The organism is Chamaesiphon sp. VAR_48_metabat_135_sub (assembly GCF_031418915.1).
Classification (GTDB): domain Bacteria; phylum Cyanobacteriota; class Cyanobacteriia; order Cyanobacteriales; family Chamaesiphonaceae; genus Chamaesiphon.
Window position 1 is genome coordinate 1 of the sequence record NZ_JANOJV010000201.1, and the last position, 25,928, is coordinate 25,928.

A 25,928-nucleotide genomic window follows, 5' to 3' on the forward strand; every position below is an offset into this window, starting at 1 on the left:
TTATTTTGTTTTTTTCTGGGGGCTTGTGTTTTTGGGGTTTTTTTATTTTTTCTGTTTTTCATGGTTCGTTGTTTTTTTTGGTTTCGGCTTCGCACCCGTCTCTGTAGAACTTAATTAAAATGATTAATAAAGATAAGAATATTTATATAATAGCCATGATGAAAGATTTAGGATTAATCGCGACGATTGAATCACCATCAACCGAACTACAACTAGAAAAATCTTACGATCTGGCAATCATTGGTGCTGGAATTTCATCAGCTTATACTTTAATTCATTATATCTCACTATTAGAACAACGAGCGGCAACTGGTAAAACATATCAGCCCGTGAAAATTATCGTCACAGAAAAGTCGGCTGAGTTTTGGACGGGTATTCCTTATGGGAGTAAATCTGGACGCAACGCCTTATTAATTGCGCCACTAAAAGAATTCATTCCTCAACAACAAGAACGCGAGCATTTTATCGGCTGGCTCAATGAAAATCGCGATCGAGTCTTCGATCCGCAAGCATATAATAAAGGCGAACTTTCGCGCAAATGGCTACAAGCGAATCAAGTTGAGATGGATCTGGGTCTTTGGGACGACTTATTCATTCCGCGACATGTATTTGGCTTGTACCTTAAGCAACGCATGTCTGGCATTTTAGCTACAGCAACTGCGACAGGATTAATCGAGATCGATCTAGTTACATCTGAGGTGTTGGACGTTCGGCGCAGCGAAGATATTTATCGGATCGATCTCGCGCTGGCGGATGCAAGTCATGTCCATTTTTCGGCAAGTAAACTAGTTCTAGCGATCGGTAGTCCCCCAAATGTAGCATTCGAGCAAGCTCGATCTCATGATGCAGAACGCGATATTTGTTACATCGATAATATGTATGAGCCATCATTAGACTTCAATATCGATCGCATCTGTAAATCACTGGCACAGTTCGAGCCTCAATCTCCACGTCAAATCCTGATTGTCGGCTCGAATGCTGGTACTTTAGATACACTTTATAGTCTCAATAACTCTAAAACGCTCACAAACTTAGTAGATAAATTTGTCATAGTTTCACCAAATGCGGCATTCCCCCATCGCATCAATCGCGAGGTTGTTCAAATAAACTATAGCCCAGAGCATCTAATTGATCTAGTAAAATCTGAATCCTTTACTGCTAAACAAATTTTTGCAGCAGTCCAGCAAGATGTCGCAGCGGCTACAGCGCGGAATATCAATATTTCGGACATCTATTTAGACATCTCCAACGTTGTCATGCAGGGCTTAAATCAGCTCAGTTTTAGCGAACAAAAGCAATTTGTGTCTAGATATGCAGTTGAGATTGGTAAATTACAAAGACGTGCGGGTGGCGAATACCTAGATGTAGTTGATGATTCGATCGCTCAAAACAAGCTAGAGTTTCTCAAGGGCAAATTTGTCAAATATTTCCCGCTCCCAACTGGCGGTGCTGGCTGTGAATATATTGATGGTGAAGATGGACAACAAAAAGTCTTCGATGCACCGATTGGCGTAATTATTAACTGTGCTGGATTCCAAGATGTTACGAAATCTTCTTCCGTCTTGATTCAAAACTTGATTCGGCGAGAGATTTGTATCCCCAATGAATCTAATCGCGGCTTTGTTATCGACAAGGATTTTGAAGCTAGCAAAAACTGTTACTTGATGGGACCATTAGTTGCGGGTAATATCGATGGCAATTTTAAAGTTTGGCACGCCGAAAGCTGCCAGCGGATTATTAGTTTATCCCAACATTTGGCGACAGTATTGCTGTCATCAAAATAGATCGAAGTAGCCAATAGTGAATTTAGCCATAGGTAAGGATCGGATCTCCCATATTTAGGGAAGATCCGATCCTTATAAGTTGCAGACTTCCGGCACCTCGATCGAATCGCAAAGCTTTGCCTTTAATATTCGATCGAATCTCACCTTTTTCGTAGACAATATTTCCATTAACGATCGTGTAAACCGGATAACCCGTGAGATTCCAGCCTTCAAGGGGACTCCAACCGCATTTACTGACGATATCTTTGCGTTCTACTGGATGATAATTTTCGATATCTACTAATACTAAATCCGCATTGTATCCGATGGTGATCGAGCCTTTATTGGGAAGATGATCAGCTTTGACGACAGCCGTAGACATCCAATTTGAAACTTGCTCGATCGAACATTTTCCGGCTACTGCTTGGGTTAACATGACCGGAAGAGCTGTTTCGACTCCAGGCATTCCTGAAGGTGTATTGGGATAACCTTTGGCTTTTTCTGCGAGGGTGTATGGCGCGCGATCTGTCGCGATAAAATCGATCGTGCCATCTAATCAGCCTGCCCACAATACATCATTATCATGAAGAATGTCACCCCACCTTTGGCACAAGCATGACTGGCGGTTGTCAGATCCTCTTTATGTTCCAACCCTGGCTCCCGAAAATGGACTTGCGGATCGATCTATGACACCGGGCAACAAAACCAACCCAGTTGCGTCAATCTCTCTAGTTACCTCCGTCGCGGTAATACTAGCGGAAATTTCGATGATGCGTTCGTCTCTCACCAAGACATCGCCAATTAACCATTCACCCAGCCAGTAGGATGCGAGCATGACGGATTAGCAAAGAATTTACGTTCATACTCGATCGTTCAAATTAAAGGTGATAATAATCTAATGGACAAAATAACTTTTTGAAGATCGCCACGACAATTTAGCAACCCTAGATCTGCTCCAATGTTTTTTGCCTATTTGGATCGGATCTTACATTCCGAGCAATCCGTTTTTTGAGAGATCGATCGTGTAGCTTATAAATAGGGTCGATGCTCATCGAGAAAATTTCTGGGCAACGATATCACCAACACTCAATCGAGACTACTCTCAAATCGAACATATTTACCTACTTTATCTTCTTCTTTAATCGGTTTTATGGATTACGAACAACCTGAATCTCAACTAGCATCTGAAACCACTCCAGCACCTAAGGTGGAAAATCCGTGGATCGAAACTCTCAAAACCATTGGATTAAGTGCTTTCTTGGCGTTTGGGATTCGGAGTTTTGTGGCTGAAGCCCGATTCATTCCGTCTGGCTCGATGTTGCCGACATTACAAATCGACGATCGATTAATTATTGATAAAATTAGCTATCGTTTTACCAATCCCGTGCGGGGCGATATTGTCGTCTTCAATCCTACCGCCCAACTCGAAAAAGAAAAATTCAAAGATGCCTTTATCAAACGGGTAATCGGCTTACCTGGAGATCGCATTGATGTCAAAAGCGGTAAAGTTTATATCAATGGCAAAGTTCTGTCTGAAAAGTATCTCGATGAAGCTCCTCAATACAACTGGAGTAGTACTGAATTAACGCCTGATGGGATCGTACCTGAAGGTCATTATCTCGTACTGGGTGACAATCGCAATAATAGCTACGATAGTCACTATTGGGGCTTTGTACCTAAGGATAAAATAGTCGGTAAGGCAACGGTTAGATTTTGGCCAATCAACCGCGCAGGTGGCATCGATCCACAACCAGATTATCAGTAAAAAATTTCATCTACATAACAAAACTCAGGAATCTAAATCCCGTTCTTTGAGGTAGATTGTGTTTATTGCACTTTTCGCCTTCAACTTTCTACCATCTTCGCCGAAATCCAACCAGTAGTAGCAAAGACACGTTGATTAGAAACTGTAATTGCTTGGGAGATTTTCAACCAACCGTTGGTATATCCCGCCACATAGACGGTAATAATACCAGCCCAGTCGAACTTCCAACAAAGATAGTAATGTGCATTGATGCGCTCGATTAACGTTTTTTTGATTTTGACTGCTTACGACGTGTTTCGGAACTAGAAATTGGTTCACCTTTAGTTGTCTGCTTTGATATTGATTCCACTTTCACAACTGGTGCTACTTCGGCAACTGGGGCCACTTCTGCCACTGGTGCCACTTCGGTAACTGATTCAATACGGGTGGCTGGATTGGTTAACATTGTGACATTCAAAACTTTTCCACCCCGTTTTCCGATGTTGTGGATTGTTTTTGCTAGAACAGAATAGGATGCTTTGATTGTATAGGTGCTACTCCGCAACATAGCCTGATGAGGGCCACCCTTAACTTCGATCGCATACATGCGACCAGTATCAACACTCAAGTTAGAAACATTAGTCATTGTCATAATTTTAATCTCAACAAGCAACTGAATTTAACAACTAAGCTGTCGCAGATTCAAATCATATATTTTGAAGCTATAAATCTCACCATAAAATTCCCTTATCCTCTAACCTCCTCCTCAGAAGAGTTGAGATTAGGGTGGATCGACCCCTCTTGCTCGTGCCGTAATTATGATTCAATTTAACTGCGTGCAGCTCATTAAATCCATCAGGATAAAACTGAGCAAAGAGCTTTAGCTCTGACTCATTACTCAGTTTACTATCATTAAGTATCATTCGATCCCCAGGTTTGCGATCGGGCATGGGGATCGAATCGACATCAGGCCGGAATTGTTCCTCTAACTTGGTTTCGATGATATCCACTCCCCTCAATGTGAATTCATTGATTACTCTGTGAAGGATTTTAATTGGGTAATCAGATGGTCGAAATAAGGAATGACGATTGAGTGTTGACTGGGATCGATGCGTTTTAAACTAGCTGTCTTAATTCCTGTGAGTCCGACAGTCATCGCATCGAGGGGGACTTGTAATTCTTGATAGAGAAGGCGCATATTTTGCAACCCTTCGACACTAGTATACCGATCGTAACCGCCAGCAATACCGTAGGTGATAGGGCGCAGATAGTGCCAAAAGTCGCGCCAACAAGCTTCCGCACGTTCGGGGGGATAGAGTCCGCCACCTGGTTCGGCGATATGCGGAAATTGGGCGAAGACTTCGGCTCTGGCTTCATCGATGATTTCGACGACTCGATCGCGTAATAATTGGGCGATCGGGATTAAGCTAGAAGTCTGGGGTGAAAGTGCCGAAATTTTGGTATATTCTTCGTCGGTGAGGTACACTCTCGCATCTTCGGCGGCTTGGAAGATCGCGATGCTAGCAGCCGGATGAGACTCCCAGCTAGCAAAACTAACAATTCTGGCTCTAGCAATCAGTTCTTTAATTCGATCTGTCAGCATTAGAATTTGTAGATACAGGTTAGATCCTATGCAGATATAGGGATGGTCAAGTTTATTATATCTGCACGGCTTAACTAATCTGTCACCACATAACTCGATCGAAACATTGGAGTTCCTTTGGGCTGTTTGCTAGCAAAATTAAATAAATCTGCAAGCTGCGTCAACTGCAACCGCAGCGGCCTTTTCTGAGCATCCGCCAACCATCTCAAATCTGGTAATTGAGTAAATACCCCCGCCCATAAATAATTAGTACCGACAGTTATCGGTTGTAAGAACTCAAAAGTTGACGGTGGATATTGAGGTAATCGTTGAATTTTGCCAGTCAGTAAAGGATTTGCCATCAACGGAGAGGGACACAGCAACACGATATTTTCGAGCGCATCTTGCTCCAACAAGATCAAATAACCTGGTGTTCCCCAAGGTATTTCTAATAATACCGATGTCCGACTGGCGATCGACTGTTGAAATTTATCCGATCCAACTCCATCCCACAGGCTAGAATCTGGAATATGCTCTGGTAATACGATCCCAAATCGATCGGACGCGTCCGTCGCCATTCCCCATAACATTCCCCACTGAGTCTCTAGATCCCGCTCGAACCATTCAATGTCGTTGAAGAAATCTTCTCTGTACACCTTCAATCCTTTGAAAATCGAGTCCCAGGTCATTCGATCTAGTCTGTCGCCCTTTAAAGCCTTTCTAGCCAGCGGTTCGCCATGCAGATCGCGAACTCTCGATAGTAACTGTTTCGCAGTATTAATTTTGCGAGTTTTCAGCATCGTTAGCCACTTGGCTCTCGCCACTGCGGACATCTCGATGGCTTGAGCAGATCGATCGGAATTAGTAGTTTGCATATTATTTTGATTTTAACATTCCTCGATCAATTTACTATGAGTCCCTTAGTGCTTTGCTTTACCCACCTGGGGATTAGCCTGTTTTAAAAAAGCCCACACTAGACTTTGAGAGTTAGTGCAGGCTTTTTTAATTATCGACCCTGGTAAAATTCCAGAGTATCACTTTCAACTTTCTGTCTTGTCGCGCTGTCTTGTCGTTTTTTTATTCGGGGGGAACCCCCGAATAAAAACGCCGCTGAACTGTCGGGTTTCCAGACAAGCTCGCGCCGCAACTTTCAACTAAACTAGGCGATTGCTGCCATTTTGACATCGTTGTTGGCAAGTAAATCCTGAAGTTCTTCGGAATCGACAGTTTCTTTATCAACCAACATATTTGCTAATTTGTCCAAAACATGCTTGTTGCCTAATAAAACATCTTTAGCACGACGGTAAGCTTCCGCGACTAACAGACTGACTTCATCGTCGATGACCGCAGCAGTTTCTTCGGAGAAATCCCGTTCGGAAGCGATATCGCGACCCAGGAACATGTTACCTTGTTGACGACCGAGAGCAACGGGGCCGAGTTTCTCACTCATTCCATAGCGCATCACCATTTGACGAGCCACGCGAGCGACTTGTTGTAGGTCACTGGATGCACCAGTAGTAACTTCTTCTTCACCAAAGATGATTTCTTCGGCAATCCGACCGCCGAGGGCGACAGCCATTTGGTTTTGGAGGTAGGAGCGGCTATATAGACCAGACTCCATCCGATCTTCACTAGGTGTAAACCAAGTTAGACCGCCAGCTTGTCCGCGTGGGATAATGCTAATCTTCTGTACGGGGTCGTAGTCGGGCATCAAGGCACCAACTAGCGCGTGACCTGCTTCATGGTAAGCAACGAGGGTTTTGCGCTTCTCGCTCATCACGCGGTCTTTCTTCTCGGGTCCTGCTAATACGCGATCGATCGCATCGTTAACTTCATCCATCGAGATTTCAGTCAAACTGCGGCGGGCGGCAAGAATTGCCGATTCATTTAAGAGGTTGGCCAGATCCGCACCTGTGAAGCCAGGAGTCCGGCGGGAAATGCGTTCGAGATCGACATCTTTTGCTAGTGTTTTACCACGAGCATGAACGTGGAGGATTTCCAGACGACCAGCGTAATCAGGACGATCTACTACAACTTGGCGATCGAATCGACCTGGGCGTAGGAGTGCGGAATCCAATACATCAGGACGGTTGGTCGCGGCGATAATAATAATCCCCGTATTCCCCTCAAATCCGTCCATCTCGGTCAGTAATTGGTTGAGAGTTTGTTCCCGCTCGTCGTTACCACCACCTAAGCCTGCGCCCCGTTGACGACCCACTGCGTCGATCTCGTCGATAAAGACGATACAAGGTGCTTGAGCTTTGGCTTGCTCGAATAAGTCGCGGACGCGGGATGCACCCACACCGACGAACATTTCGACGAATTCCGAACCAGAGATACTGAAGAATGGTACGCCAGCTTCACCTGCAACTGCCCGAGCGAGCAGGGTTTTACCAGTACCAGGAGGGCCAACTAACAAGACACCTTTAGGAATTTTCGCACCAAGTGCGGTAAAGCGATCGGCATTTTTGAGGAAGTCTACAACTTCATTCAACTCCAATTTAGCTTGCTCGATTCCCGCTACATCCCCAAAGGTAATTTGGGTTTGGGGTTCCATTTGGACTCGGGCTTTAGATTTGCCAAAGTTCATTGCTTGGTTGCCTGGGCCACTTTGAGCGCGGCGGAGCAGGAGAAATAAACCGACTAGTAATAAGACTGGGAAGAACAAGCTGCTCAACACCCGGAACCAGACACTCTCATCATTCTGGGGCAAAACGTAAATATTTCCCTTGACATTATCTGTGAGGATACTAATGAGTTGATTGTCGTTGGGAGGTAAGTTGACATTCATTTTTGTACCATCTTTAGCTTGCACTTGCGCTCTGCTACGATCGGCACTCAAACCTACATTCTCGATATCACCTCGCTTGACCTCTTGGATAAACTGACTGTATTTCAGTGTTTTTTGAGCTGGGGCTGGTGTAGGTAAAAATGAAGTTGCTAGGGCGATCGCCACAACCGCCAACAGGACATACAGTCCAGCATTTCTCCACCGCTTATTATTCACTCTAATTGTTCTCCTAATATAAGTATTGATGACTGCTAACTCTTGACAGTGACCGATCTCAACCTTCTACTAACTGTCGGTTAGTACAGTCTACGCGATCTGCTTGGTACGCTAAATTTGATATATTTTATCTCTGTATTAACTTATGTTAACCTTTCTCTCATTTTATTGATAGGGTGTTTTCAATAAATTTTAGTTGCTAACCACTTCATCATCTGGTCTGTGGCCCCGTCTTCTAGTTTACCCAAGGGATTGAGCACAGTATTAATCGAAATCGGGTGGATTACCGAATTAGTCGCCGACGAGGGTGGTAATTTTTTCTCGTTTGGAGGTGCTTTTTCTAAAAATGCGCTTGCCAAGCCAATTATTACAACTATTAAGACGATCGAGAGTATAGCCTTACTTAGTCGATTGTCATACACGTCGATATCCTCCTAGATCGATACTCCCCATAAACTAATAACTTCCGACATAGCTGGATGTTGAGCCTGATACTTTAGAGTACCCATAGTCGCGATAACAGTATGAATCGGGATGAAGTAGACTACCGAATTACTATAGCCGATCGAGTCCAATTCTGTTACCCATTCTGCTTTCCACTCGATTTCAGATACTGACTGATTTTCCTGTTTGAGTCGGGAGAGGATTTGCGATCGAGCGATTCCTGGTAAAATTCCAGCACTCAGGGGCGGTGTATACCAGCAGCCATCGCGATAACCCCAGAGATTTCCGGTAGTAGTTTCGAGCCAGTCGCCGCGATCGTTTGTTAAGATCGCTTCTTGAATATTATTGTTGCGCGCTTGTTGCAGAGCTAACCAGGGCGCGAGATAGTTACCTGTTTTGTGTTGGGGGATCGATCGAGTGAATTGTTGGTCTGCAATAATGACAGTAACGCCTTCCTGTTGCCAAGTCGCTAAATTAGGTGGTAAATCTCGTCCAGTAATTAATTCTCTTCCGTCGGGAAAGATTGTAATTCGCAGTACTGGAAACTCTGGTGTCAGACATTCTACACCCGATCGGACTCGCTCCCAATCAGGTTGACACCAGTTTAAATCCTCGATCGAACATCGTAGTCGATCGCCGTGAAGATCTATCAGATCCCCGACTGCTTGGAAAAGTCGAGGATCTCGTCTCACAAGTCTATTGGTTCTGAAGGTAGTAAAAACTGTCGCCCCATATAATAAACCAGGATCGTTAATATCTAACTCGATAGTTTGAGACTCGATCGATTCTCCACAGTACCAATACATAAATTAGCGAGTGCTTATCAGGAGATGTAATTATCGGCGTTGCTGAATTAGAGTATCAAAACTACTACTTAGCGAACCAAATCTGGAATCGATGGGGAATTAGCATTTAATTTTTGCTCCCAAGCTAATGCAGTACGTACGATCGTATCGAGATCGTTAAATCGCGGTTTCCATCCGAGAATTTCGGTAATCCGTTCGCTAGCAGCAATCACACACGCTGGATCTCCAGCTCGGCGTTCGGCTTCGATAACCAGGAAATCGACACCAGAGATCTCTTTGACTTTTTCGATCACTTCACGGACACTATAGCCCTGTCCGTAGCCACAATTTAAAATTTGACTGGGACTATCGCTATTAAGATAGGTGAGAGCATCAACGTGCGCTCTGGCGAGATCGTCAACATGGATATAGTCACGAATTCCCGTTCCATCTGGGGTATCAAAATCAGTCCCAAAGATGCCAGCGTTCGGGCGTTGACCTAAAGCAGCATCACAGGCTACTTTGATCAGATGAGTGGCTTTTTTGCCAGATTGTCCCAATCTACCACCAACTTCGGCACCTGCAACGTTAAAATACCGCAGAATGATATATCTGAGATCGGATGCGTGGGCATAGTCCCTAATTAAGCGTTCGCTCATTAGCTTAGAACTACCGTAGGGATTGAGTGGTTGAGGAATGGTGTCTTCGGTAATTGGGTTGACATCTGGTTGTCCGTAGACAGCCGCAGTACTGGAAAAGATAAATTTGTTTACGCCAAATTGCTGACAACAGTGGAGTAGATTTAAAGTGTTGGCGGTATTGTTGCTGTAGTATTCTAGTGGTTTGACGATCGATTCGGGGACAGAAATACTTGCAGCAAAATGCAAAACTGCGTCAAAATTTGATTCGGCAAAGACTCTAGCTAGCTGCTGTCGATCGGCTAGGTCGCCCTGGATTAGCCTACCATAAGTTATCGCACTGGCAGTTCCGGTAGAGAGATTGTCGTAGACAACAATATCGTATCCAGCTTCACCTAGTTGTTTGATGGTGTGAGAACCTATATAACCAGCACCACCTGTGACCAAAATTTGCTTTTTCATCGGGTCGGATCGTATATATTTAGCTTAAATAATACTCAGTTGTTACACTGACCCGAATAGCTTAACATTCATGACTCAAAACTACTTCCATCGTTTGGCTAATAATTGTTCCTCCAAAGCAGCAATGCGATTATAAGCAGCAGTTAATTGCGCGGTAAGTCTTTGGATCTGAATTTGAGGAGCCAAATCTTGCTCTTTAATCTGATGGTGACTAATTTCTGCACCACTACTATCGATCAAAACATCCTGTTGGGCAATGACCCATTCGGCTGTATCATGGCGATAGTTGGAACCGCTGGGCAGATCTGCATAGCCATTATTCCGATAGCTAATGCCATTTTGACGGACTTGACGTGCATCGTTACCATTACCACGCTGCAAATCATCACGGTTGAGGGGATGTTTGATTGATGTTTCCTCCCCACCAATTAGTTGACTGTCTAGATCTCGATCCTCTAGTAGATCTGCTGTGTCTGGAGGTAGACTTGCGCCAACGCGAACGAGAATCTGGTGAACTCGATCGACTTTACGTGTCAATGTACTAATCTGTTGTTGAATTGATTCCATCTTGTACTCTAAAATAGCTTTGCCTCATCTTAGGTAATAAATCAAAATTTGTTGAGTTAGTGCTGAATCATTTAACTTTTGCAACCATTTTATGGTATAAATTAACGGTCGCGTTCAGCTATATTTCCCTTGTTTAATTTCCGACGACGCATTCTGGCAGAAACGGTGGCTCGATCGACAGGAAAACCCGCAACTGGCACTTCTTGATATTGGCGTTCTGCTTCTAATTTTTTTAATTCGGTGTAATCAACCCACTGAATGCAGTTAACCGGACAAGTTTCGATCGCTTCTTGAATCGTATCTTCGATATCGCCATCTTGACGGACTACTCTAGCTCTACCATGATCTGGCTCGATAAAGAAAGTATTGCGGGCGGTATGAGCGCAGTGACGACAACCAATACAAATCAGTTCGTCTACATAGACACCTTTTTGTCGCCATACCCCACCCAGTTCCGGCTCGAAACCAGATCGATCTTCTGCATCACGCAGGAAACCGCCTAATTCTGGCTCGAATCCAGATTGGTTATTATCTAATTGTGGGGTAAAGTCAGACATAGTTACGCGCTCCAGCGTTGGACGACTAGCTTAATCGAACCATCTTGTTGGTTGCGTTCTTCGGCTACTTGAAAACCTTGCTTGGTGGCTTCAGTCAGGACGGTATGATAAGCATAACGTTGTGTAACTTGACTGAGGAATCGATCGACAGACCAATTTTGCTCCCAGAATTGCAGGTCGGCAACTAGTTCATATTCATTATTACCATTACTGCTAAAGCCGATATCATAACCATTAGCCTGCTCGATGACGACTGCGGCTGTGCGAGTGTCGCCCCGATAACCCCGCACAGGTTGAGGTCCAGTTTTCCAATCGATGCCTAGATCTGTTAATGCGGCGGTGAGGGATTCTACGTTGCGAATCTTGGTCTTGATATTGCTAAAGTGTGACATGTGGATTAACTGATAATTAATAATTGATAGTTGATAATTAACAAGCAATTAGATCGTGGATTGAGCACAATCGATCTAGTAATTGTTAGCTTTCGCTGACATGTTCTAGTTACCAAGTGGCTTGAGTGGTGGCGGTGGCGGTTAGTTCGAGGTTGTGGGCGAAATATTCCGCAGTTTGGGTTTGACTAACTACATCACCTAGTTCGGATTCGATCGCTGCTGTCACTACAGTACATGAATGACCTACTACACCAGTGACTTTTTCCTGTACTCGGCCATCGGGATAGATGATAAACTCTAGTGTCTCCATGCTCATTGGTGATAGAAGTCCTCTGGTTGATGGGTAGTCGATTTTATACTTGGTAAAAGTTATTATTTAGTGGGTTTCTTACTCGCATTATAAGAAAGTTTCTCCTGACTGAGCAGCTACTTCAAGTTTTGTAAAGTTCGATCGCGATTCAGCCCCACCAGAACTTTATCCATACCATATCGTCTCCACCAGTCTAGCTAAATCCTCAGCTTGCTGTCGAGAATTTTCGACATCTCTACCAACGAGCATCGTCACATGACCGAGTTTACGTCCGATTCTAGACTGTTTCTCGTACCAATGAACATGAGCATTTGGGATCGACGATAGTTGCTGGCGTTTGGCTAGACAGTCGCTCTGGCTATCTTCATAACCCAGTAAATTCACCATTACAGCACCACCGCAGGTAAGTTCGGTACTCCCCAGTGGTAAACCAGCAACAGCCCGAATCAGTTGACTGAATTGAGAAGTAGCACAGGCTTCAATGGTGAGATGTCCAGAGTTGTGGGTGCGCGGAGCAATCTCGTTTACCAATACTCGTCCATCACGAGTCGCAAATAACTCGATCCCAAATACGCCGATCGCGTCTAGACTAATTACTAACTTAGACGCGATCGATCTACAGGTCTCAACGATCGCATCTGGTAAATCATTGACTGTAAATACCCGCCGACAGATTTGGTCTTCTTGTTGAGTTTCCAGGATCGGATAGATAATTACTTCACCATTGGCACCTCTAGCCGCGATCGTGGCTAGCTCTCGATCGAAATCGATAAATTCCTCAATTAGAAATGACGTGTCTGGATAGCGATGATAGAGGTGTTCTAGAGCAGGTTTATCTTTGGTAATAAATGTCCCCTGTCCGTCATAACCATTGCGTCTGGCTTTAACAACGACAGGAAATTCAAACCCTGGTGGTAATTCTGGCTGTACGAGGAGATCGAATTTAGGAACGGGTAAAGCCAAATCCCGTAGATAGCAGCGTTGAGTATATTTATCCAATAGCGGAGCTAGAGATTTTAAGGGTGGAAGGAAAACCGCATCGATTTTGTCCAGCCCATCTAAATCGACGAACTCATTTTCAAAGGTAATCACGTCGCACTTAGTCGCCAGTATTGCTGTGGCGGAGACATCATCTACTGCCGCGAATACCGTTTCCGCCGCCAATCCGACGGCGACATCTGTCGAGTGAGGAGTCTGTACGACCAATTCTATCCCCAATTCTTGGGCAGCACTAGCCATCATCCACGCTAGTTGTCCGCCACCAATTACACCAATTCGTTTCATTTCAATTCTCAAGCTAACTCAACTTACACCCTTAGTGGGCGGGTTTCCAGCTAAATCTCTAGCTTCGTTTTAGTTAGTACTATCAACCCGCACCTAAAAGATCCCAACTTACTTGCATTCGAGGGAATCGCGAGTCGATACACCTGTTTTGGGATTCACACCAGTGGCAATTTTGCAGAGTTCTTGCTGTTCGACCTTACCTAGAATCGCACTGGAAAAATCTGCGCCTGCAATCTTGACATTCTTAAAGGTCGATCGTAACATCATTGCCTCGACGAAAACCGCGTCACTCAAGTCTGCATCCACAAATCGAACTTGATCCAATAAACCCTGAGTCACATTTGTGCCGTGGAAATTTGTACCCTTCAAGATTGCCGAACTGATCACTACGCCTGTGAGGTCGGCACCAGTAAAATTGGTATTATCTAATTTACAGGTCGTAAACTCGGCTGTCTGTAAATTTTTCCCCGAAAAATCTTTGCCAGTGAGGTTGTCGTTAGTAAATGAGAGCTGTGGCTTATACTGAGACGTTCCCCCAGCCGCGATCGCATAACCGGGAAAGAAGATTAAAATCGAAGCAAACAATAAGGCAATAATAGTAGGCATATTTTCCAGTGAGCAGTTAGCCGCGATTTAGCAGAGCCAATACTGCTTGTCAGCGCAGCGGCTCCAACATAGAAACGCTGAGAGGATTTAATCAGGAGCAGTTTGTTTTGGACTAATTTTACAATCCTTAACATTGATAGTTTATCAGAAAATTCCCGATCGCCACAAAACCCTCTAACTTCAGCTAGAAACGAGTGCTGCAATGGCAACTCGATTTTGGATTATGCTCCAATGTTAATCTAGTGGCTAAACTCAGTTAACAGTTGACCTTTATCAGCAACATTGATATAATCACAACATAGTATTTATATACTGTATTGCTACTGCCTCTCCAAGTTTTTGCCTTATTGTTTTGCTTGGTGCAACACAATAAGAGAGTAGACATTCACACTGCGAATGTTACTTGTCCCTCAATACCTAATTTTTACTTATGAATAGTTGCATTTTAATGGCGGAGATTATCAAAAATCCCGAACTACGTTACACTGCCGATAATCAGATGGCTGTAGCTGATATGTTCGTACAGTTTGCGCCACCATTAGGAAGTCGTCCCGATGATACACACCCTACCATTGAAGTTGTTGGATGGGGTAATTTAGCAACAGAAATCAAGGAAAATTATAAACAAGGAGATCGAGTGACGATCGAAGGTCGCTTGGAAATGACCACATTCGAGCAGGATGGCTATAAAGAAAAACGTGCCAAGCTAGTCGCCAGTCGCATCTATCATATCGCGACGGTGGATACTCTTACAGCTACACCGATGGGCAGCTCGACGGCACCTAGTTCTCCGCCAGCTAGTAGTCGCACTACTAATACTAAGGCTCCCCTCACTAATGAGCCGCCAGCCTTTGATGCTGATGAAGATAAAATTCCTTTTTAGAACGTCGCCATAGCCTGAATCTTAGATGGTGGGAACTTCTATTGCGAGTAGGGGTAATTTATGAATTACCTCTACTATAATTTTCCATGACAAATTTCAGATAAAAGCCGTTCGATAGTCGCTACTAATTCTAGTCGATCGCGTGTAATCAATTCATAGATGAGCCGTCCGCTAAAGTCCCCCTCGTAAACTACTACGCAATAATTGCCATCTACTAAATCGCCGTCTGGATACCACCCCACATCGAGAAGACGATCTGCTCGATCGTTGTTCATTTGTAGCATATCTTCTTTGAATAGATCCGACGGAATTCGATCGGGAAATAGTTCTGGTAGAGGATCGATTTCAAATAATCCATTATAGGAAACATCCCATCCTGCGGGAATTCGCAGTGGTTGCAGGGGAATTTGGACCATTTGATTAGGGGCGAGAGGTGTTGAATAAGTAATGAGTTCGTTTTTGAGACATCGTTAGCGATCGATCGTTATTCATCTGGGAAATGCCCGCGATTTTCAACTATCGATTGAGCCATTCCTAATTCTAGAGCTGCAACCAATCCAGGTAAAGTATATTCAGTCGCTTCGATATCCACCTTACCTAATAACGATCGACAGGTAGCTGAAGTTTGAGGGCCGATCGAGGCAATACAGACCAGATCTTGCCAACCTGATGGTAGACTGGTACCGATTAATTGACAGAAATATTTGACAGTTTTGGAACTGGCGAAGGTGATAATATCTACCTGCTGCTGTTGCAGTGAGATTAATACGGTGGGATCGATCGAGGGTGGACATTGAGATTGATAAGCAGCTACTTCGACGACTGTCGCCCCTAAATTAGTAAATTCTTGGATTAAAACTTCCCTGCCACCTGTCTCGACGCGCGGGAATAAAATTCTTTGTCCGCTGGGAGATACAGGGAAATTATTGACTAAAACATCAGCAACAAAATCGGGCGGGATAAAGTCGGGGACAATTCCATGCGGTTGGAGCGATTGGGCTGTTTTTTTACCGACTACAGCTATTTTAACCCCTGCGAGAGCGCGACTATCCTTACCCGCATGGTAGAGTCGGGCGAAGAAAGCATCTACACCGTTGGTAGAGGTGAGAACCAACCAATTAAAATCGCTCAATCTATCGATCTCTCGATCGAGATCCTGCCAACTACTCGGCGGGACGATTTCTAAAGTGGGCATTTCTAGCACCTGTGCGCCACGCGATCGCAACATTTGACTAAATTCACTTGCTTGTCCAGCAGCACGGGTCACAAGGATATTCTTGCCGGCAAGGAGAGTAGCTTTGGGCTGCTCCTGCAACATTAAATTATCCGTAATTGGGGAACTTGACACGCCACACTTTAAATATGCTCGCAATCTCACAACTTCGCCGACGATGATTACGGCTGGTGATAGTTCGATGCCTGCTGTTGCCGCTACTATTTGACCTAAATCTGACACCCAGACTTGTTGTTGTGGCGTTCCCGCCCAGCGAATCACCGCGATCGGCGTATTTGCAGATCGATCGTGTTTTAATAGTTGAGCGACTACTTCTGCTAATTGTCTAGCTCCCATTAAAATTACCACCGTCGGCATCCGCGCCAACGCATCCCAGTCGAGATCGTCGGGGAGATGAGCAGTAATTACCACAAACCCGCGACTCAAGACTGGATCTGTGAGTGGAATGCAAGCCAGCAAAGGCGCGACGAGGGCGGTAGACAAGCCTGGTACTACCTCATACTCGCAGTTCGCCGCCATCAGCGCATCGATTTCGGCAGTTACCCGCCCAAAGATAAATGGATCGCCACTTTTGAGCCGAACTATAGTGCGTCCAGTTTGGGCGTATTCCACCAACAACAGATCGATCTCCGCTTGGAGCATACTCGGTTTGCCGCCCCGCTTACCTACATTGACGAGCACACAGGCACTAGGCACTAAACTTAATAAAGCCCGATCGACCAACGCATCATAAATTAATACTTCCGCTTGGGTGAGAATTTGTTGCGCCCGAACGGTCAGATAAGAGATATCACCTGGCCCCGCACCCACAATATATACTTTGCTCATCTGCCTAACCCCTAACGCCTAACTAGGGATAAACCTATCACACTATCACAAATTGTCGATCGGACTCGCCAATAATGGCAAATTAGTGTAACAATATAATGTGATTCCCCGTTGGCGATCGGTCATACCGATAACATCAACAAACACTGTGGACAGCACAGCTTGCGATCGTCGGATTTCCCGACAGAGGAAGCAACATCGTCGAGACAGCGATTATCCCAGGGGAGAGGCTGCGCCAAGGAGTTGGTTAACAACAAATTGGGGTAAGTCACCAGCATTATTAGCATCGCTACGGTGCGAGGAAACCACTACCAGGTAATAGCTTTCATCAATATATAAATTTCTAATCAAAAAATTAGCATTGTGTAGATAACTATATGGTCTTGCCAACAAGTCATAAATCTAGACGCTCGATCGGTTTTATAAATAAGGACATAGTGGATGAGCAACGGCAAAGTCAGAATTTACGAATTGTCAAAGGAATTGAATTTGGAAAACAAGGATTTATTGGGGATCTGTGAAGACTTAAATATTGTGGTCAAAAGCCACAGTAGCAGCATTTCAGAAGCAGAATCAGAACAGATTACGCGCATCGCTAACGAAAAATTTCCCGATCGACACAACAAGCCACCTCGTCAGATCTCGACTGAGAAAGTAGAGGCTCCTGCTGCTGCGCCTAAAAGCGATCCTCCTAAATCGCCAGCCCGCGATGCTTCTGCTCCGATGGCTACCAGTCAAAAAGCACCTCAGCGACCCACCGAACCCAAAGCCCGAATTTTGCAGATCGAGCACAAAGGGGACAGTCAGACCAAGCCATCGCTGATGCCTCAACCACCTTCAGCAGCACAGCCACCACTAAAACAGCCATCACCACAGTCGCCAACGGCTAGTCGTCCAGTCGTGCGTCCCACCGTGGGTGAAGGTGCTAGTGTAATTCGTCGCGCTGACAGCACTGCCGAAGGCGGCGGCACACCTCGCGTTGCCAGAGCAGCCAGCCCAGTTGCTCCCCCAGCCCCAAAACCACAATTATCCGGTCCTCCAGCTCGTCCGAACGGCTCGGACAACTCGCCAGTAGATTCAACCAATAGTGGTTTAGGCGGCAACTCAGCTCCCGTTGCCAGAGCCGCAGCTCCTAGCAAACCCATTCCCAAATCACAACTAGTCAAGAACGAACCTAGCAACAGACCCGCAGTTGGTGCGCCAGATCGCGCCCCTGGTACTGGAGTCGTTCGCCGACCCGTCGCTAAAGCGGAAAACGCCGCTCCACCATTAAATCGTCCGCCAGCACGGATCGTTCAAATTAAACCCCAAGGTAGCGGTCCCACCCGACCTGGTGCCCCAAGTAAAGATGGTGCTACCGACAAAGATGATAATACACCGACCCCGATCGATCTCGAACTCAAACGGCCACCACTAAGAAAGCCGATCAACAAAGGCAAGGGCTGGAGTAAAGAAGAGGAAGAAATTGAAACCGCTAAGGCGAAAGTTCCAGCGAAAGGTAAGCGGGTCAAAACAGTCGTCATCGATGATGATGATGATGACGACGATCTAGATGGTAACAATAACGAGACAGAGACGATCGTCAGTCTGTCGATTGCCAGACCTGCCAAACAGAAAATTGGTACTGGCGGCGGAGTCAGAGCAGCAGCGGTGCCGGCCCAGCGCAAGAAACCTGTAATGAAGGACGATCGGCAGGCCAAAGAACGCAATAGTAATAATAATAAACGGGAACAGAAAAATACCGTTGAAAAGCCCGAATCGATTACTTTGATGGGCAGTATTACCGTTCGTGATTTAGCTGAAATGCTGATCGTACCAGAGACTGAAATCGTCAAGCAGCTCTTCTTTAAAGGGATTGCCATCAGCGTTACCCAGATTCTCGACGCAGGTACCGCGACGATGGTTGCTGAAGAAATGGGTGTCGAGGTCATTACTGGGGTCGAACAGGCTGCCGCGACGAAAGTGACCGAGATGCTCGATATCGGTGACTTTGACTTGCTCCAACGCCGTCCGCCAGTGGTGACGATTATGGGTCACGTCGATCATGGTAAAACTACTTTACTCGATGCGATCCGATCGACTAAAGTAGCACAGGGAGAAGCAGGGGGAATTACCCAGCATATCGGTGCCTACCACGTTGACATGGAACATGAAGGAAAAACCCAACAGGTGGTCTTCCTCGATACGCCAGGTCACGAAGCCTTCACCGCCATGCGAGCGCGGGGTGCGCGGGTCACAGACATCGCCATCTTGGTCGTTGCGGCTGATGATGGTGTCCGTCCCCAAACCATTGAAGCAATTCGCCACGCTCAAGCCGCCGAAGTACCGATTATCGTTGCTATCAACAAGATCGACAAACAAGGTGCCAACGCCAGTCGCGTTAAGCAGGAATTAATTGCTTTCAATCTACAATCGGAAGATCTCGGTGGTGACACCATCATGGTCGAAGTCAGTGCGTTGAAAGGTGAAAATCTCGATACTCTACTCGAAATGATTCTGCTAGTCGCAGATGTCGAAGATCTCCAAGCCAATCCAGACAGAACTGCTCGTGGTACGGTAATTGAAGCTCACCTCGACAAAGCGAAAGGCCCTGTTGCTACGCTCCTAGTCCAAAACGGTACCCTCCGCGTTGGTGAAACTCTCGTCGCTGGACACGTATTTGGTAAAGTTCGGGCGATGGTAGACGACCGTTTAGCCCGTGTGGAAGCTGCTGGACCATCTTTCGCCGTCGAAGTCCTCGGCTTAAGCGATGTTCCGCAAGCTGGTGATGAGTTTGAAGTCTTCATCGAGAAAGAAGCTCGCGCCCTTGCTGATGTCCGTTCTGCCGAACGCCGTCAATCGCGACTACAACAGATGATGGCATCTCGTCGGGTGACGCTCAATAGCTTGTCTGCCAAGGCACAAGAAGGCGAACTCAAAGAACTCAATCTGATTCTCAAAGCTGACGTTCAAGGTTCCGTCGAAGCGATCCTCGGTTCGCTCCGCCAGTTACCCCAAAATGAAGTCCAGGTGCGCGTCCTGCTCTCCGCAGCAGGTGAAATCACCGAAACTGACGTAGATCTAGCCGCAGCCAGTGGTGCCGTCATTATCGGCTTTAATACCACCTTAGCTAGTGGTGCTCGTGCGGCCTCAGATGAAGCTGGTGTCGATGTCCGTGAATACAACATCATTTACGCCCTCCTCAGCGATATCCAAGGCGCGATGGAAGGTCTGCTTGACCCCGAACAGGTCGAAGAACCCCTCGGTCAAGTGGAAGTCCGTGCAGTATTCCAAGCTGGACGTGGCAACATTGCCGGATGTTATGTCCTCTCGGGTAAAGCACTGCGTAACTGTAGCATCCGCGTTCAACGCAAGAATCAGTTGGTGTTTGAGGGTACTCTCGATTCGCTCAAACGGGTCAAAGATGACGTGCGTGAAGTCAATTCTGGTTTTGAATGCGGGATTCGCTTAGATAAGTTCAATGCTTGGGAAGAAGGTGACATCATCGAGACTTTCCAAATGGTCAGCAAACGTCGGACGTTATCACCAGTATAGGTTTTAACTCGATCTTGTTTTTTAACAACCCAACTTCTATTTTAGAAGTTGGGTTTTTTAGCGAGGACATATCCCCGACTGTCTTGTCTTGACGCATCGACCTGGAGGAAACCTCCAGGTCGATGCGTCGCTGTCTCTCTTCCATCGCCCTAGGAACAAAGGCGGGAGAGAGCCGTTTCTTGAAGAAGTCGGGGATATAGCAGTAAAATTTCTCATCCTTTGAATCAGTTACGACAAGATTGTTTGCAGCCTCTGTCTGCGATGCGTCCCTCGTTTGTCGAGATCGGTGAAATTTTAGCGATTTTGGCTTAAATCGCGATCTATTTGTCAGTTATCGTAGCTTATTACACAATACTACTAAGTAAAGATTTGTAAACTAATAGGTAAATGTCATCCATTTTGAAGGTCTGGCAGTTTCGACTCGTCGATGCTCGTGCCGAGAGGCTACTTCGGCTCACTTCGGCTACGTATCGCCAAAGGCGAGGCTACGCCAACAGTGCAAGCCGCTCAATGCAAGCCGCTCAGCACAAGTCCGCCAACGATCGACTGCCCCCGACAGACTCAATCTAGATGGACTATGAAATTTACACTAAATAGCGATCGATGGAAAAACTTATAAATATTGAGCGCACTCTTTTAATCGGGCATATTCTATCTATGGCATTTGGGCTAGCTGGTTTACTGCTAGTTTTACCAAATGTAGACTTTATTAATGCCTTACCCGAGATTGGCAAAACGGCTTTTGGTTGGTCGATGGTGGGCGGTGGGGTCGTCTATATGCTCTTGGGCACATTAGCAGTAGCAGTCTATGCTTACAGAACTCTGGGCATGTGGCACTGGCTGGGATTTATGATTCCAGCGATCGGATTATCTTTGGTGAGTGAGTTGTTGGGTACTAGCACTGGCTTTCCCTTCGGACACTATCACTATCTCTCAGGATTGGGCTATAAAATCGCGGGATTGGTTCCCTTCACTATTCCGCTCTCGTGGTTTTACCTGGGCTTTAGTGCTTATATTATTGCCCGTACGGGACTGGAAACTCTGGCTATTCCTCAAATATTAAAATATGCGGGTGCGATCGGGTTTGGGTCGCTATTATTAACTTCATGGGATTTCGTGCTCGATCCGGCAATGAGCCAAACGACGATGCCCTTTTGGATGTGGGAGCAGCCAGGAGCCTTTTTTGGGATGCCTTATCAGAACTTTGCAGGTTGGTTTGGTACGGGGGTGGTATTTATGACTGTAGCGACATGGATTTGGCGGATGAAACCGTTGAAGTTATCCCACACCCAGCTCGGTTTACCGTTGGCGGTTTATCTAGGTAATTTTGCTTTTGCGACGATTATGAGTCTGGCAGCCGGAATTTATATTCCAATTGTGTTGGGATTGATTTTAGGGGTGATGCCGCTATTGGTTCTTTATCAACTAGCGATTGCGCGTCCGACCGAAATCGGCTCGGAAGTATTGGAAGCATAAGTTATTTAGATCGAACGGCAAGATTAAGTGGATTGGTTGCATAATTTATTGAATAAGGAAACGATCGGTGCTGTGGCACTGGGACTATTGGTGTGCCAGGGCGCGGCTAGTCTTATCTTGTTGTCACGATTGGTGAAAGGGGCGGTGCGGCATCCGCCGCTCGTCCCCAAAACAGCGACACCCGATCGATTCCAGCGGGTGAGTGTAGTCGTACCGACGCTGAATGAGGTCGATCGAATTGCGCCTTGCTTGGCTGGATTGAGTCAGCAAGGGGATGAGGTCAGAGAAATCCTGATTGTCGATAGTAATTCTCAGGATGGTACGCGCGATCGAGTCAAAGATGCCGCCCAGACAGATGCTCGTTTTCATCTGCTCACAGACGATCCTTTACCAGCAGGTTGGGTGGGTCGTCCGTGGGCATTGCATTATGGCTTTTTGCACAGCGATCCTCAGAGCGAGTGGGTGTTGGGGATCGATGCCGATACTCAGCCGCAACCAGGCTTGGTAGCTAGTTTGCTCGATGCCGCGATCGAGGAAGGTTACGATCTTGTCTCGCTCTCACCGCAATTTATCCTCCAGCAGGCAGGAGAATGGTGGCTACAACCTGCGTTATTGATGACGCTGCTATATCGCTTTGATTCTTCAGGGGTGAGGGTTCAGGCACCCGATCGGGTGATGGCAAATGGACAGTGCTTTTTGTGTCGGAGAGCAGTGTTAGCACAATTGGATGGTTATACTAGTGCGGCGGGTTCTTTTTGCGATGATGTCACGCTAGCCAGAAATGCTGCCAAACAAGGTTTTAAAGTGAGATTTTTGGATGGTGCGAAGGTAATTCGCGTCCGAATGTATGCGGGGATGGCGGAAACTTGGCGAGAATGGGGTCGATCTTTGGATCTCAAGGATGCCACGACACCTGCTCAATTATGGAGCGATCTGGCTTTATTATTGTTGGTGCAGGGCCTACCGCTACCGCTGACTTTTATGCTTTTAAGCGTTAGTGGCTGGGGAGATTCTTTCCTAAGTTTAAAACTTGCGATCGATCTGAATATATTTTTAGTAGCAATTCGGTTTGCTTTATTACTAGCAATTTATCCTTCTTATTATCGCGCTCGATTTTCTCCTGCTGGGCTGTTATTTTGGTTATCGCCACTTGCAGATCCATTAGCTGTTTTACGCATTTTTCTCTCGGCTGTTCAAACTCCGAAGCAATGGCGAGGGAGAGTTTATTAACCCATATTCCGCAGGTAAATCGGGAAAGGAGATGCAGACTAGTTAGACTTTTGTCAGTCAACCAGTTTAATGACTTCTTCATACTGTCAATCTAAATTCACGATCGATCGTCAACAACTAAATCTAGTAATGATAACGTCAGTTTCTCCTTACGGAGAGGCTACGCCAACGGGTTAAGGATTGCCGATCGATCGCTTTCTGCTCCGCTCTTTACCCGCCTGGGGATTAATCCCCAGGCTAATAGCTCAAGTGTGTTTTAACAGACTAACAAGAATCTATCAGTCTGTTAAAACAGACTTGAATTATTAGCACCGCACTTTAGTAGCGGGTGGTAATGGAACGAAGCCAGAAGTCATTGCGTGGAGATCCTTAACCCGTTGGCGTAGCCTCTCCGTAAGGAGAAACTGACGTTAATGATAATATTTTTGGCGATTGTCATTTAATTAGAAGCTGGATTTCCCCCTAGAAATATTCTTAGGCTTTAATGAGTTTTCAAGTTCTTGCGGTGCAACATTTCCCATGCCAATTTAGCTGCACCAGTTATTCCGGCTTGATTGCCTAATTCTGCCTCAATTAACTTAAATCCTGGGCGGGAAGTTTCCATCACCCGCTTGTCGATCTCGCGTTTGGCTGCTGGTAAAAAATATTTAGCACTAGCACTAATTCCCCCGCCAATAATGGCGACTTCTGGGGTCAGAATATAAATAATACTCGTCAAACCAATGCCTAAATTACGACCGTAATTATCCCAAAATTCTAGCGCGGATCGATCGCCTGCTGCCGCTAATCTGCCCATTTCTTCCGGCTCTTTACCAGTCATTCGTCGAATTGCTTGTCCTGAGAGAAACTGCTCTAGCGAACCATTATTACCACTTTTGCAAGGATGTCCGTCGGGATCGAATGCAATCAAACCTAGTTCCCCAGCACTCCCCGTATGTCCGGTAAATAACGCCCCATTCAGAAATACCGCGCCACCAACTCCAGTACCCAAGGTTAATAATACTGAATTGCGATAATGTCGCCCTGCGCCCAACCAATTTTCGCCCAATCCCGCACAATTGCCATCATTGCCAACAACTGCGGGAACGCCAGTTCGATCTTGAATCAGCGTCGCCACGGGAATATCAATCCAACCCTCTAAATTAATCGCAATTTTTGCCACCCTTCCGGCTGCATCCGCAGGGCCTGGTGTGCCGACCCCAATTGCGTTAGTATTAGCCATTCCTGGGGCTAATTTCTCCATCGCGTAGACCATCATATCGATCGTATCATCGGGGTATGCTGGTTGAGGTGTGGGCACTGTCAATGACTGAAGACAAGTCCCATACTCAGTAAATCGCCCCAATTTAATCGCCGTACCACCCAGATCGATCCCGATTACTTCAGTCATAGTTCAGTTATGTTAAATTTAAAATCCGATTGGCTAGAGCTACGCCAGATAAATAAGCTGATTCCACTCTATTTCCGCCGCAGCAATCACCACAGAAATACAGCGGAGCTGGAGTCTGAGCCGTGAGAAATCGATCGGGTAAGGGATTTCGGGCAAAAGCATATCCCCAGCGGTGTACCTGCACTAGTGCGGGAGCATTCAGCCCAGGAGCAAGGGGAGCTACTACGTCTAGCAATTTTTGACCGATAACTGCGAGATCGGGTGCATCAAAATGTTCCTCGGCAAAGGTTGCGCTGCTTTGCACTACTAATACTGGTTGGGTTGGCTCTATTTGTTTAGAACTATCTAAACCAATCCAAGCGAGGATCGGATGGTCGATACATTGGATACCTTGCCAAGGGATTGCTGCGGCGACGTTTTGTTGAGTTGCAGGATAGACAGAGATCGCGACGATCGATCGAGTAAAATTGACACTACTCATCTGCTGGAAACAATCGGTATCGTTGGCGTAGCCTCTCCTCTGGAGAATTGTTTCGCCAACGATGGCTAGTGCTTGAGCTGGAGGAGTAGCAACTACTACTTGTTCGGCTGTCAAAGACCATTGAGGATCGCTAGAACTGAGCCGCCAACCATTACCATTATCAGTAGGATCGATCGCGGTAATTAATTTATCTCCAATTATCTCCAAATCTTTCCCTAAATACTTCGCGATACTAGTTGCTCCCATTGGCGCAGCATAACAGGGAGCAAATTTAGTCGGCGGCTGTAAAATACCATCCGCCGACAAGCGGTGAATACCCTCACTCCACACCCGCAAAATTCCGATATCTACCAGCTCTTCAATCCATTCTCGAAATAGATCGCCTTTTGGCTGAAGATAACATACCCCATGATCCGCATGAGTACCAGCCAAGCGACGGGTTGCCAAACGACCACCCAAACCACGAGATTTATCCAGCAATACCACCCGCTTACCAGCTTGTTGGAGCCGTCGAGCGCAAGTCAACCCAGCAACACCAGCCCCAATCACCGCAATTTCAAACATAAATTTCAACTCTCACTAGATAGCAAATTCCCCTCTTGGGAGAGGTACCCGAAGGGGGCTACCACGTACCGACAAGTCAGCTAGACTTCGTTTTCGCTGGTGCTCTACCCCCCCAACCCCCCCTTAAAAAGGGGGGGCTTTCCGGCTCCCTCCCCTTTACAAGGGGA

At 46.1% G+C, this 25,928-nt stretch carries 22 protein-coding genes and 1 pseudogene; 6 read left to right on the plus strand and 17 right to left on the minus strand.

Annotation, left to right across the window (positions count from 1 at the left end; all coding sequences use genetic code 11):
- Positions 1 to 119: 119 nt before the first annotated feature.
- On the plus strand, positions 120 to 1,784 hold the full coding sequence (locus RMO55_RS14390; protein ID WP_310427543.1) for an FAD/NAD(P)-binding protein: 1,665 nt from the start codon (positions 120 to 122) through the stop codon (positions 1,782 to 1,784).
- Positions 1,785 to 1,884: 100 nt separating this feature from the next.
- Here the strand turns inward: RMO55_RS14390 and RMO55_RS22305 are convergent.
- Positions 1,885 to 2,626: pseudogene (locus RMO55_RS22305) on the minus strand (amidohydrolase family protein); the annotation flags it as partial.
- Positions 2,627 to 2,913: 287 nt separating this feature from the next.
- Here RMO55_RS22305 and lepB point away from each other — a divergent pair.
- Positions 2,914 to 3,528, plus strand: a complete 615-nt coding sequence (gene lepB, locus RMO55_RS14405) for a signal peptidase I (protein ID WP_310427546.1) — start codon at positions 2,914 to 2,916, stop codon at positions 3,526 to 3,528.
- A gap of 259 nt (positions 3,529 to 3,787) precedes the next feature.
- Here the strand turns inward: lepB and RMO55_RS14410 are convergent, their stop codons facing one another.
- The 12 genes from RMO55_RS14410 to RMO55_RS14465 form a co-directional block, all read right to left on the minus strand.
- A complete protein-coding gene (locus RMO55_RS14410) occupies positions 3,788 to 4,153 on the minus strand; it encodes a phycobilisome linker polypeptide (protein WP_310427547.1) in 366 nt (121 codons plus the stop codon).
- Between the two features lie 387 nt (positions 4,154 to 4,540).
- Positions 4,541 to 5,110 carry a phycobilisome protein gene (locus RMO55_RS14415; protein ID WP_310427548.1) on the minus strand — a complete coding sequence of 190 codons (570 nt, stop codon included), beginning with the start codon at positions 5,108 to 5,110 and terminating at the stop codon, positions 4,541 to 4,543.
- Between the two features lie 74 nt (positions 5,111 to 5,184).
- Positions 5,185 to 5,964 (minus strand): hypothetical protein, encoded by a 780-nt coding sequence (locus RMO55_RS14420; protein ID WP_310427550.1) that lies wholly within the window; start codon positions 5,962 to 5,964, stop codon positions 5,185 to 5,187.
- A 284-nt stretch (positions 5,965 to 6,248) separates the two neighbouring features.
- A complete protein-coding gene (gene ftsH3 / locus RMO55_RS14425; protein ID WP_310427553.1) occupies positions 6,249 to 8,096 on the minus strand; it encodes an ATP-dependent zinc metalloprotease FtsH3 in 1,848 nt (615 codons plus the stop codon).
- Positions 8,097 to 8,530: 434 nt separating this feature from the next.
- Positions 8,531 to 9,346, minus strand: coding sequence for an aminotransferase class IV (locus tag RMO55_RS14430; protein ID WP_310427555.1), 816 nt, complete (start codon positions 9,344 to 9,346; stop codon positions 8,531 to 8,533).
- A gap of 68 nt (positions 9,347 to 9,414) precedes the next feature.
- The gene (galE, locus tag RMO55_RS14435; RefSeq protein WP_310427557.1) at positions 9,415 to 10,425 is read right to left on the minus strand and encodes a UDP-glucose 4-epimerase GalE; all 1,011 of its coding nucleotides are present in this window, start codon (positions 10,423 to 10,425) and stop codon (positions 9,415 to 9,417) included.
- Between the two features lie 81 nt (positions 10,426 to 10,506).
- Complete coding sequence (locus RMO55_RS14440; protein WP_310427559.1) at positions 10,507 to 10,992, minus strand: hypothetical protein; 486 nt, start codon at positions 10,990 to 10,992, stop codon at positions 10,507 to 10,509.
- A gap of 101 nt (positions 10,993 to 11,093) precedes the next feature.
- Entirely contained in the window at positions 11,094 to 11,549 is a 456-nt protein-coding gene (locus RMO55_RS14445; protein WP_310427561.1) for a ferredoxin, read from the minus strand.
- Between the two features lie 2 nt (positions 11,550 to 11,551).
- A complete protein-coding gene (locus RMO55_RS14450) occupies positions 11,552 to 11,941 on the minus strand; it encodes a DUF1257 domain-containing protein (protein WP_310427563.1) in 390 nt (129 codons plus the stop codon).
- Positions 11,942 to 12,050: 109 nt separating this feature from the next.
- Positions 12,051 to 12,257 (minus strand): DUF2997 domain-containing protein, encoded by a 207-nt coding sequence (locus RMO55_RS14455; protein ID WP_310427564.1) that lies wholly within the window; start codon positions 12,255 to 12,257, stop codon positions 12,051 to 12,053.
- 159 nt (positions 12,258 to 12,416) lie between these two features.
- Positions 12,417 to 13,535, minus strand: a complete 1,119-nt coding sequence (locus tag RMO55_RS14460; protein WP_396134326.1) for a 5-(carboxyamino)imidazole ribonucleotide synthase — start codon at positions 13,533 to 13,535, stop codon at positions 12,417 to 12,419.
- A 108-nt stretch (positions 13,536 to 13,643) separates the two neighbouring features.
- Positions 13,644 to 14,141, minus strand: a complete 498-nt coding sequence (locus RMO55_RS14465) for a pentapeptide repeat-containing protein (protein ID WP_310427568.1) — start codon at positions 14,139 to 14,141, stop codon at positions 13,644 to 13,646.
- 430 nt (positions 14,142 to 14,571) lie between these two features.
- On the opposite strand from RMO55_RS14465, the gene RMO55_RS14470 reads away from it, so the two are divergent.
- Positions 14,572 to 15,024 carry a single-stranded DNA-binding protein gene (locus tag RMO55_RS14470; RefSeq protein ID WP_310427570.1) on the plus strand — a complete coding sequence of 151 codons (453 nt, stop codon included), beginning with the start codon at positions 14,572 to 14,574 and terminating at the stop codon, positions 15,022 to 15,024.
- Positions 15,025 to 15,098: 74 nt separating this feature from the next.
- Here the strand turns inward: RMO55_RS14470 and RMO55_RS14475 are convergent, their stop codons facing one another.
- Both RMO55_RS14475 and cobA read right to left on the minus strand, forming a co-directional pair.
- Positions 15,099 to 15,440, minus strand: a complete 342-nt coding sequence (locus tag RMO55_RS14475) for a hypothetical protein (RefSeq protein ID WP_310427572.1) — start codon at positions 15,438 to 15,440, stop codon at positions 15,099 to 15,101.
- A gap of 68 nt (positions 15,441 to 15,508) precedes the next feature.
- Positions 15,509 to 17,086, minus strand: a complete 1,578-nt coding sequence (gene cobA, locus RMO55_RS14480; RefSeq protein WP_310427574.1) for a uroporphyrinogen-III C-methyltransferase — start codon at positions 17,084 to 17,086, stop codon at positions 15,509 to 15,511.
- Between the two features lie 441 nt (positions 17,087 to 17,527).
- Here cobA and infB point away from each other — a divergent pair, with 441 nt between their 5' ends.
- The 3 genes from infB (at position 17,528) to cruG (ending at position 23,326) form a co-directional block, all read left to right on the plus strand.
- Positions 17,528 to 20,620 (plus strand): translation initiation factor IF-2, encoded by a 3,093-nt coding sequence (infB, locus tag RMO55_RS14485; protein ID WP_310427575.1) that lies wholly within the window; start codon positions 17,528 to 17,530, stop codon positions 20,618 to 20,620.
- A 603-nt stretch (positions 20,621 to 21,223) separates the two neighbouring features.
- Positions 21,224 to 22,096 carry a gamma-carotene 1'-hydroxylase CruF gene (gene cruF / locus RMO55_RS14490; protein ID WP_310427577.1) on the plus strand — a complete coding sequence of 291 codons (873 nt, stop codon included), beginning with the start codon at positions 21,224 to 21,226 and terminating at the stop codon, positions 22,094 to 22,096.
- A 27-nt stretch (positions 22,097 to 22,123) separates the two neighbouring features.
- On the plus strand, positions 22,124 to 23,326 hold the full coding sequence (gene cruG / locus RMO55_RS14495) for a 2'-O-glycosyltransferase CruG (protein WP_310427578.1): 1,203 nt from the start codon (positions 22,124 to 22,126) through the stop codon (positions 23,324 to 23,326).
- A 481-nt stretch (positions 23,327 to 23,807) separates the two neighbouring features.
- Here cruG and RMO55_RS14500 read toward each other — a convergent pair whose 3' ends face one another.
- Both RMO55_RS14500 and RMO55_RS14505 read right to left on the minus strand, forming a co-directional pair.
- Positions 23,808 to 24,716 (minus strand): ROK family protein, encoded by a 909-nt coding sequence (locus tag RMO55_RS14500; protein WP_310427580.1) that lies wholly within the window; start codon positions 24,714 to 24,716, stop codon positions 23,808 to 23,810.
- A gap of 7 nt (positions 24,717 to 24,723) precedes the next feature.
- Positions 24,724 to 25,761 carry an FAD-dependent oxidoreductase gene (locus RMO55_RS14505; protein WP_310427582.1) on the minus strand — a complete coding sequence of 346 codons (1,038 nt, stop codon included), beginning with the start codon at positions 25,759 to 25,761 and terminating at the stop codon, positions 24,724 to 24,726.
- Positions 25,762 to 25,928 lie beyond the last annotated feature (167 nt).